At 69.1% G+C, this 9,281-nt stretch carries 8 protein-coding genes; 3 read left to right on the top strand and 5 right to left on the bottom strand.

The window, feature by feature from the left end; genetic code table 11:
• The 5 genes from FJV41_RS45420 to FJV41_RS45400 form a co-directional block, all read right to left on the bottom strand.
• A partial coding sequence (locus tag FJV41_RS45420; protein WP_141648879.1) for a Tex family protein occupies positions 1 to 2,257 on the bottom strand: 2,257 nt, incomplete at its 3' end.
• 45 nt (positions 2,258 to 2,302) lie between these two features.
• Positions 2,303 to 2,848, bottom strand: a complete 546-nt coding sequence (locus FJV41_RS45415) for a GNAT family N-acetyltransferase (RefSeq protein ID WP_141648878.1) — start codon at positions 2,846 to 2,848, stop codon at positions 2,303 to 2,305.
• A gap of 295 nt (positions 2,849 to 3,143) precedes the next feature.
• Complete coding sequence (locus tag FJV41_RS45410) at positions 3,144 to 5,300, bottom strand: alkaline phosphatase D family protein (protein ID WP_246137822.1); 2,157 nt, start codon at positions 5,298 to 5,300, stop codon at positions 3,144 to 3,146.
• A 238-nt stretch (positions 5,301 to 5,538) separates the two neighbouring features.
• A complete protein-coding gene (gene recA / locus FJV41_RS45405; RefSeq protein WP_141648877.1) occupies positions 5,539 to 6,630 on the bottom strand; it encodes a recombinase RecA in 1,092 nt (363 codons plus the stop codon).
• 117 nt (positions 6,631 to 6,747) lie between these two features.
• Positions 6,748 to 7,521 (bottom strand): hypothetical protein, encoded by a 774-nt coding sequence (locus tag FJV41_RS45400; protein ID WP_141648876.1) that lies wholly within the window; start codon positions 7,519 to 7,521, stop codon positions 6,748 to 6,750.
• Between the two features lie 84 nt (positions 7,522 to 7,605).
• Between FJV41_RS45400 and FJV41_RS45395 the strand changes: the two genes are divergently transcribed.
• Genes FJV41_RS45395 through FJV41_RS45385 form a run of 3 tightly spaced genes read left to right on the top strand, consistent with a single transcriptional unit; the run spans position 7,606 to position 9,172 of the window.
• Entirely contained in the window at positions 7,606 to 8,208 is a 603-nt protein-coding gene (locus tag FJV41_RS45395) for an RNA polymerase sigma factor (protein WP_246137821.1), read from the top strand.
• Complete coding sequence (locus tag FJV41_RS54810) at positions 8,205 to 8,681, top strand: anti-sigma factor family protein (RefSeq protein ID WP_141648874.1); 477 nt, start codon at positions 8,205 to 8,207, stop codon at positions 8,679 to 8,681. The genes FJV41_RS45395 and FJV41_RS54810 overlap by 4 nt, the downstream gene beginning before the upstream one ends.
• Positions 8,678 to 9,172, top strand: coding sequence for a DUF3106 domain-containing protein (locus FJV41_RS45385; RefSeq protein WP_141648873.1), 495 nt, complete (start codon positions 8,678 to 8,680; stop codon positions 9,170 to 9,172). Before FJV41_RS54810 ends, FJV41_RS45385 begins: the two co-directional genes overlap by 4 nt.
• Positions 9,173 to 9,281 lie beyond the last annotated feature (109 nt).

The raw sequence follows: 9,281 nt of genomic DNA, 5'->3' as shown, positions 1-9,281 counted from the left end.
TCCCTCCGCCACCCGAGCCCGAGGTCCGTTCTCCGCCCCGGTCCGTCATCCGCCCCGCGCCCGACGCGCCACCCACGGCGGGTCGGCCCGAAGGCTGCGGCGTGCCGCCCTCCTGCGCCGCGCGCACCGACAGCGCCAGTCGCTTGCGCTGCAAATCCACGGTGAGCACACGCACCGTCAGCCGGTCCCCCACCTTCACCACCTCGGAGGGGTCCTTCACGAACTTCGTCGAAATCTGGGACACGTGGACAAGGCCATCCTGGTGCACACCCACGTCCACGAAGGCGCCGAACGCGGTGACGTTGGTCACCACACCCTGGAGCACCATGCCCTCCTTCACGTCCTCCAGCGTGCGCAGGTCGTCACGCATCACCGGCGCGGTGAAGTCGCCGCGAGGGTCCCTGCTCGGCTTCTCCAGCTCCGCGAGGATGTCCTTCAGCGTCAGCTCTCCCAGGTCCGGGCCCAGGTAGCGCTTGGGGTCGATTTTCCGCACCAGCGCGGCGTTCCCCACGAGCGAGCCCACCTCCACGCCCAGGTCCTTCGCCATGCGCTCCACCACCGAGTAGCGCTCCGGATGCACCGCGCTCGAGTCCAGCGGCTCCGGCCCTCGCACGCGCAGGAAGCCCGCCGCCTGTTCGAACGTCTTCGGCCCCAGGCCGCTCACCTTCAGCAACTCCCGCCGCGTGGTGAAGCGCCCCTTCGAGGCCCGGTGCGCCACCAGCTTCTTCGCCAGCGACGGGCCCACGCCGGACACGTGCTCCAGCAACTGCGGTGAGGCGGTGTTCACATCCACGCCCACCGCGTTCACGCACGAGTCCACCACCTCGCCCAGCTTCTTCTTCAAGAGCCCCTGGTCCACGTCGTGCTGGTACTGCCCGACGCCGATGCTCTTCGGGTCTATCTTCACCAGCTCCGCGAGCGGGTCCTGCAAGCGCCGGCCAATGGACACCGCGCCCCGCAGGCTGACGTCCATTTCCGGGAACTCGTCACGGGCCACCTCGGACGCCGAGTAGATGGACGCGCCCTGCTCGCTCACCGACACCACCGGCACCTGCGAACCCAGGGCCTTCAGCGTGTCGCGAACGAAGGTCTCCGCCTCGCGGCTGCCCGTCCCGTTGCCTACCGCGATGAGCTCCGGCTTGTGCTTCTGCACCACGGCCGACAGCAGCTTCGCCGCGCGCACCCGCTCGTCCGCGCCGCGCTCCGAGTAGAGCGTCACCGTCTCCGCCACGCTGCCCGTGTTGTCCAGCATGGCCAGTTTGATTCCCGTGCGCAGGCCCGGGTCCAACGCGAGCACCGCGCGCGCGCCCGCCGGAGCGGTGAGCAGCAGGTGCCGCAGGTTCTCCCCGAAGACGCCAATGGCGCCCTTGTCCGCGCGCTCCTTCAGCTCCGCGCGCAGCTCCGACTCCAGCGACGGCCCCAACAACCGCTCCCAGCTGTCATCCACCGCGGCGCGCAGCTCCGAGGCGAAGAGGGACTGTGGCTTCGTCACCACGCGCCCACCGAGCAGCGCCTTCACCTCGTCATCCGGCATGTTGAGCTTCACCTTCAACACGCCCTCCTCCTCACCGCGCAAGAGCGCCAGCACGCGGTGCGACGGGGCCTGGGACAGGGGCTCCTCGTGGCCGTAGTAGTTCTCGAACTTGGTGGGCTCGTTCTTCTTCGCGGGCACCACGTCCGAGCGCAGCGTGCCCCGCTTCGCGCACACCTCGCGCGTCGCGCGGCGCAGCCCCGCGTCCTCGCTCACCCGCTCCGCGCAGATGTCGCGCGCGCCCGCGAGCGCCGCCGCCAGGTCCGGCACCTCCTTCTCCGCGTTGACGAAGGGGCGCACCTTCGCGTCCGCGTCCTCGCCCCGCTTCCCCTCCTGCTTCCACAGGAGGTCCGCCAGGGGCTCCAGCCCCTTCTCCCGAGCGATGGCCGCGCGCGTGCGGCGCTTGGGCTTGTACGGCAGGTACAAGTCCTCCAGCTCGGTGCGCGTCTTGGCCGCCTTGAGCGCCTTCGCCAGCTCCGGCGTCAGCTTCCCCTGCTCCTCCACGGAGCGCAGAATCGTGTCGCGGCGCGAGTCCAGCTCGGTGCGCTCGGAGGCCTTGTCGAGGATGGTCTGGATTTGAACCTCGTCCAGCCCTCCCGTGACTTCCTTGCGATAGCGCGCGATGAAGGGAACGGTGGCTCCGTCGGCGTTCAGCGCCAGGGTGCGGTCCACCTGCTCGGGCCGGAGCCCCAGCTCCTGCGACAACTCAGCGGCGTAGGCGTGCATGACGCCCCTTCTATAACCCGGTCCCCACGCGGCTCCCAGCGCACGTCACCCGCGCTGTCGGGACTCCCACTCAGAGCGCAACAGTCCCCAATATTGCTGGTCCTTGCGCTCCCCGCGCAGCATGCAGTGCCCGCGCATCGTCCCCTCCAGCGTGAAGCCCAGCTTGCGCGCCACGCCCTGGGACGCCAGGTTCTCCGACAGCGTCGTCAGCCACACCCGCTCCAGGAAGGGCAAGGTGAAGAGGCGCTCCAGCATCATCCCCACCGCGCGCGAGCCCAACCCGCGCCCGTGGTACGCCTCCGACAACATGTAGCCCAACTGCGCCCTGCCATGCTCCCGGGACACGTCCCGAGCGGACACCGTGCCCACCCACGCGTCCTGGTACCGCACGAACCAGCGAAACCCCTTCGCCCGAGGCTCCTCCAGCGAGCTCGCCTCCAGGATGCGCTTCACCAGCGTCTCTGGCGAGTCCTCCTCGGTGTCCACGTAGCGCCGCGCGGCGGCTTCCGCGCGCAGCGACATCCAGAAGTCCACATGCTCGGGCCGGGCGGGAACAAGGTGGAGGTCCGAAGCCGAGGAGCCAGTCGTCATGGCCCGACTTCTAACGCGTTCCACCTCGGAGGACTGCCTCCGCGGCGGCGCCCCTCGCTCCGCCGGAGAGCCGCCGACCTCAAGGCCAGCGGCGCTCGTGCCTCGAAGGGCCCTATGGAGTCACGCCGACGTCAGTCGGTCGTTTCGGAGACGATGGGGCTGGTGGGCGTAGTCCCGCGCACCTGGGTGCGAGACCCTCACGCCCGAGACGCAACGAGGGCCGCCACCGGAGCGTCCTGGCTCCCGGCGCGGCCCTCGTCACTCCCCTCGCGTGGCGAGGGTGAGTGTCACGTCATCAGAGTTTGGTAATCGTCCCGTTCTCGATGCGGAAGTCCACGCGCGTGAACTTCGCCGCGAGCTCGCTGTCCGTCTTGAACGAGTAGTCCTTGGCCACCTCGGAGCTGGGGATGAGGTGGTAGGAGGCCAGCGCCTGCGTGCCCTTGAGCTCCATCACCACGAAGCCGTGCTCGTCACCATTGACGTAGCGCATGCCCGGGTTGGAGGCCATGAGCGAATCGTTCAACTGCGTGACGACGTACTTGTAGATGGGGCTGTTGGGCGCGTAGCCCGCGCCGAAGACGGCCAGACCCGCCAGCTCCTTGATGGAGCCGGAGGTAATCGCGGGCGCAGTCAGCGTGGGCACGCCCGACTCCTCCGACGCGAACGACGCGTGGATGTCGCCGGAGATGAACATCGCGTTCTTCACCTGGTTTGCCCGGACGAACGCCAGCAGCTCCTCCTTCTTCGTGGGGAAGCCGTCCCACTGGTCCACGCTGAAGTAGAACGCCTGACGCAGCGTCGCTTCACCGATGTCCGGCTTGTCGGACAGGTCGAACACCATGGACGTCATCGACACGGAGCTGACGACAATCTTCCAGGTGTTGGTCGACTGCAGCTGCGTCTGGAGCCACGCCTGCTGCGCCTGGCCGAGCACGTCCTCCGTGGCTCCCTGCGAGGCCCCGTAGGTGAGGCGCGAGAACAAGTCATAGATGGGCTTCACCACGATGTAGCGCGAGCCCTGGATGCCGAACAGGCCCGCCTTGCCCATGTGCACGTAGGCCAGACCCCGGGGCGCGCCCGTCGCGGAGAGCAGCGGAATCGCCGGCTGCTGCGCCGCCACACGCGCGGTGTTCACCGCCGTCAGCACCTGGTTGACGTAGAAGAGCGACTGGCCGCCCTTCACCCATGACCCGGCCTTCTCCGTGGCCTCCGCCTGGGTGAGGCCCGCGCCCATCGCCTGCTGCACGTACGCGCCCTGCAACACCGCCTTCTGCACGGCGTGCTCCGCCGCGTCGATGTCCACGTAGGCGAACGTCTCCGACTGGAGCAGCGCCTGCACCGGCGCGGGCAGGTTCGGCAGCGCCACGGCCAGCAGCTGCGCGGGCACCGCCACCCGGCCCGGGTACGCGTCCTCGGGGATGAGGTGGTCCGGACGGAAGGTGCGGTAGTCGGCCACCGCCAGCTTCAGCGCCTTGCCGAACTCGAAGTCACGGTAGACGCGCGTGTTCGGGTACACCGGCGCGGCCGCCGGGTCCATGGCGCCCTCCGCCGAGTTCGTATTGTCCAGCGGGATGTACTCGAAGAAGGCCCGCTCCGAGTTCTGCTTGCGCTCCAACTGCAACTCCGACGCGCGCCCATCCAGGTACGTCGCGTTGGGCCCCCAGCTGTCGTCGGAGAACTCGTGGTCGTCCCAGATGACGATGAACGGGTAGCGCTCGTGGACCTTCTGGATGATTTTGTCCGTGCGCAGCGTCTTGTAGAGGTCGCGGTAGTTGGACAGCGAGTTGGCCGCGAAGAAGGCCCTCAGCCCCGTGCCCACCTTCAGCGCCTTCTCCGGCTCGCTGAACTTCACCGTCCGGGTGTCGCCGCCCGACTGGAAGGACGGGTCGCCCGTCGTCTCGTAGACGTAGTCGCCGAGGAACACGACGAAGTCCAGGTCCTCGTCGAGCTGCAGCAGCCGCTGCCACGCGTTGTAGTAACGGCCGATGTAGTCCTGGCAGCTGGCGAAGGCGAACTTCACCGCCACGTCATCCCCGGCCGCCGGCGCCGTGCGGGTGCGGCCCGTCGCCGTCGTGTACTTCTGCCCGCCCGTCTCGAAGGTGAAGCGGTAGTAGTACGTCGTGCGCGGCGACAGGTTCGTCACCTTCACCTTCAGCGCATGGTCATTCGCCACCAGCGCCGTGAAGCTCCTGTCCAACACCAGGCTCGAGAAGCTCTCGCTCGTCGACACCTCCAGCCGCACCGGCGCATCCGCGCCCGCGTTGTCGGGGTTCACCGCGCGCACCCACAACACCACGCTGTCCGGACGCGGATCTCCCGAACAGATGGACTGAGGGAAGTACTTCGCACCGTCATGGGTCTGCGTGTCGTCGTCGGAACAGCCGAATGAGGTGCTTGCCGCGACGGCAACCACGGCCTGCAGGAAGCTGCGACGCTTCAATCTGTCGAACAAGGCGGGACTCCCGAAATGGAGCGCGGGTGAATGACCAGCGCGCACGAGTCTACGGCCCTCGTCCATCACTCCGGAAACATCCCCGCCACGCCTCCGACACAACGCACCGTGTCAGCACTCCGCGACGCATGCGACTCACGCGGCCCGCATGAAACACGACGGGGCTGCCCTCGACTGGAGAGGACAGCCCCTGAACGGCGTGTCGAGAGGCGGCTCGCGAGGAGCCGCCGTCACCGACTCACTTCACGGCCTTCACGCGCGGGCGCTTCTCGGTGGTGGCCTCGGCGGGAGCCTCCTCCGCGGCGGGAGCGGCGGCGGCGCCCGGGCCCTTCGCGATGCCGTACTTCTCCAGCACGCGCGCCTCAATCTCCTTCGCCACCTCCGGGTGCTCCCGCAGGTAGTCCTTCGCGTTCTCACGGCCCTGGCCGATGCGCTCTCCATTGAAGGAGAACCAGCTGCCGCTCTTCTCCACGATGTTGTCGTTGGAGGCCAGGTCGATGAGGTCGCCCTCACGGGAGATGCCCGAGCCGTACATGATGTCGAACTCGACCTCCTTGAACGGAGGGGCCACCTTGTTCTTCACGACCTTCACGCGGGTGCGGCTGCCCACCACGTTATCGCCGTTCTTGATGGCGCCGATGCGGCGGATGTCCATGCGCTGCGACGCGTAGAACTTCAGCGCGTTGCCGCCCGTGGTCGTCTCCGGGTTGCCGAACATCACGCCAATCTTCATGCGAATCTGGTTGATGAAGATGACGCACGTCTGGCTCTTGGAGATGGTGCCCGTGAGCTTGCGCAGCGCCTGGCTCATGAGGCGCGCCTGCACGCCCATGTGCGCGTCGCCCATCTCGCCCTCGAGCTCCGCCTTGGGGACGAGCGCGGCCACCGAGTCCACCACCAGCACGTCGATGGCACCCGAGCGCACCAGCATCTCCGCGATTTCGAGCGCCTGCTCACCGGTGTCCGGCTGGCTCAGGAGCAGGTCGTCGGTGCGCACGCCCAGCTTGCGCGCATAGCCCACGTCCAGCGCGTGCTCCGCGTCCACGTAGCCGCAGATGCCACCGCGCTTCTGCGCCTCCGCGACGATGTGGAGACACAGCGTCGTCTTGCCGGAGGACTCCGGTCCGAAAATCTCGATGATTCGGCCCTTCGGCACGCCGCCCACGCCCAAGGCGATGTCCAAGGAAATCGAGCCCGTCGAAATGGCCTGCACGTCGTGCATCAGCGGCTCGTCGTTGCCGAGCCGCATGATCGAACCCTTACCGAACTGGCGCTCCACCGCGGACATCGCCAGCTCGATCGCCTTTTCCTTCTCCTGATTCACGGCCATTTGACTTGAGCTCCTTGTATTGGCGAGCCACCCCGGCTCACCTGAACGCGCTTTTAGTACGCGATGGGTAGACCCTAGTCCACCCCTCTGACATCCGTGTTGCATCCTGTCGGTCAGCTAGCTCTCGCGGAGGGCAGCCAGGAGGACGGCGACCGCGCCTGCCACACCTGCCCACAGCCCCCCGGCGTGGCCGGCCGACCCCAGGGCCAACAGCAGCCCGTAGCCCGACACGAGGGCCAGCAGGCCCAGGCCCAGCCGGTACACGGGACTGCGAGGCGGGGCAAGCCACAAGGCCATCATCGCCAGCACGCTCAGGCCCACCTGCAAGGTCACCGTGCCTTCGACGGTGCCCGGCCGCAGCAGCTCCTCGAGGACCTGGGCCAGCAGCCCGCCGGTGAGCACCGTGGCGGGCACTCCGGCCCCGAAATCGAAGACGCTCTTGCGGCCGCCGGGCCGGGCCGCGGTGTTGGCGCGCAGGTGCTTGAGGTCGTCGGGCTCGACTTCCAGGGCGTAGGGAAAGCCCAGGGACAGCAGCGCCTCCACCGCCACCGCGCGGCAGGAGCGCCCGTCGGCGTCCACCAGTCCGTCCAGCCTTCCGCCGTCGAGCAGGCGGTGCAGGGTGTCCGCCACCTGCCGCTCCCCGCCGCCGGTCCCCAACTGCTTCAGGACTTCATTGAGGCGCGCGGCCGCCTCGGGCCGCTCCGCCTGGGAGGCCCCCACGGCCTGCTCCACCCGCACCAGCACGGGCAGGGGCAGCTCCACCGGAGGCGTGGGCCGTCCGGCCGCCTCTGACGGAGGAGGTGCCCAGGCGGCGAGGTCCGCCAGACGCTCCTCGTCCGCGCCCTCCTCGGGTCTGGAGCTGGGTGGATGTGTGCGCGTGGCGTCCGACACGGGGAGACTGTATCCACGGAGGCCCGCGCGGTTCAAAGAGACGGTGTCCGCAACTTCTTGCGGGTAACGGGGTTGAAGTCGACCGTGGACGTGGATTCGGACGCACAGGCGATGCTGAAGGTGGCCGCGGGGGACCGTCGGGCGTTCGCCTGGCTGTTCGACCGCTACCATGCGAGCGTGGCGCGTTTCGCCTTCCGCTTCGTGGGAGACAGGGAGCGCGCGGAGGAGCTGACACAGGACATCTTCGTGAAGCTCTACCGCAACGCGAAGGCGTACCAGCCCACGGCGCGCTTCAAGACGTTCCTGTTCCGGGTGGCCACCAATCACTGCCTCAACGAAGTACGGCGCGGGGAGTACCGCGTGGCCCACACGTCCACCGAGGCGCCGGACGGCGAGGAGACCGGAGGCGTGGAGATGGCGGGGCCGGACGGCGACAGGCCGGACCAGGCGCTGGCGGGACGGGAGCTGGAGCAGGCGGTGGGCGACGCGCTCCGCGACATGAGTGACCGGGAGCGCGCGGCCTTCACCATGTGCCGCTTCGAGGGCATGGCCTACCGGGACATCGCGGAGGCGCTGGAGGCGAGCGAGTCCGCCGTGAAGAGCCTCATCCACCGGGCGACGCTGGCGGTGGCGCGCAGGATTGAAGAGCTGCAGGCGGGCACCGTGCCCGCGAGGAGCAGGGCATGAGCTGTCATTTCGAGGAAGACCTCACGGCCTACGTGGACGGCGAGCTGCCCGCGGCCCGCCGCGAGCAAGTCGCATCCCACCTGGGCGGCTGCACCGGGTGCCGCGCGACGGAGGCGCTCCTGCGCCACACGGTGGCAAGGGTTGCGGAGTTGCCGGACTTCGTGCCGTCGGTGGACACAAGGCGCGCGGTGCTGGCGAAGCTGGATGCGCTGCCAATGCCGTGGTGGGAGCGGCTGCGGACGCTGCTGCGCCCGGCGGTGCTGGTGCCCTCCGCGGGGCTGGCCGTGGCGGTGGGGCTGGCGCTGGTGGTGGTGGGGCCGGGCCCCGAGGCACCCGAGGAGTTGGAGGACCCGGCGGTGATGGAGCTGGCGGCGAACCTGGAGCTGGTCGAGGACTACGAGCTGTTGGGGCTCGACAGTCCCGAGGACCTGGAGGTCGTCGCGAGCCTCCACGAACTGGAGGTGGCGCAATGACGGGCCGGACGTGGATGGCGCTGGGCCTGGGGGTGGCGCTGCTGACGGGCGCGGCCGCGCGCGCGGAGACGGAGCGTCCGGCGACGGCCGCCGAGCGCTTCGAGAAGATGACGCCGGAGCAGAAGCAAGCGCTGCGCGGGAAGCTGCGCGAGTTCAAGTCGCTGCCGAAGGACGAGCAGACGCGCATCCGGGGCAACCTGGAGCGCTGGCGCAAGCTGCCCCCCGAGGAGCGCGAGCGGCTGCGCGCCAACCAGCGGGAGCTGCGCAAGCTCAACGTCGCCGAACGGCAGGCCCTGCGTGAGCAGGCGCGCGAGCTGAGGAAGATGGACCCGGAGCGGCGCGCCGCGATGCGCCAGCGGATGAAGGCCTACCTGCGGGAGAACCCGGAGCGGCGCGAGCAGCTCATGGAGAACATGCGCCGCTGGCGGCAGATGACGCCCGAGCAGCGCCAGGAGATGCGGGAGCGCGTGCGCGAGAGGCGGCGCCGGTGAGCCCCGCCGCGCCGCTCGTGTTGTTCATGGCGCTCGTGGCGGCCCCGGTGGCTCTTGGCGCGAGCCCGTCGGAGACTCCTCGCACCGAGGAAGCTCCCCTCCCCCCGGC

Source organism: Myxococcus llanfairpwllgwyngyllgogerychwyrndrobwllllantysiliogogogochensis, from assembly GCF_006636215.1.
GTDB classification, from domain to species: domain Bacteria; phylum Myxococcota; class Myxococcia; order Myxococcales; family Myxococcaceae; genus Myxococcus; species Myxococcus llanfairpwllgwyngyllgogerychwyrndrobwllllantysiliogogogochensis.
Note: the sequence above shows the minus strand (reverse complement) of the source record. Positions and strands in the feature narration are given on the sequence as shown.

Bases quoted from the DNA above. Each gene is read 5' to 3' on its own strand.
- FJV41_RS45415 (WP_141648878.1), bottom strand. From the start codon at position 2,848: ATGACGACTGGCTCCTCGGCTTCGGACCTCCACCTTGTTCCCGCCCGG.
- recA (WP_141648877.1), bottom strand. From the start codon at position 6,630: ATGGCCGTGAATCAGGAGAAGGAAAAGGCGATCGAGCTGGCGATGTCC.
- FJV41_RS54810 (WP_141648874.1), top strand. From the start codon at position 8,205: ATGAGCTGTCATTTCGAGGAAGACCTCACGGCCTACGTGGACGGCGAG.
- FJV41_RS45385 (WP_141648873.1), top strand. From the start codon at position 8,678: ATGACGGGCCGGACGTGGATGGCGCTGGGCCTGGGGGTGGCGCTGCTG.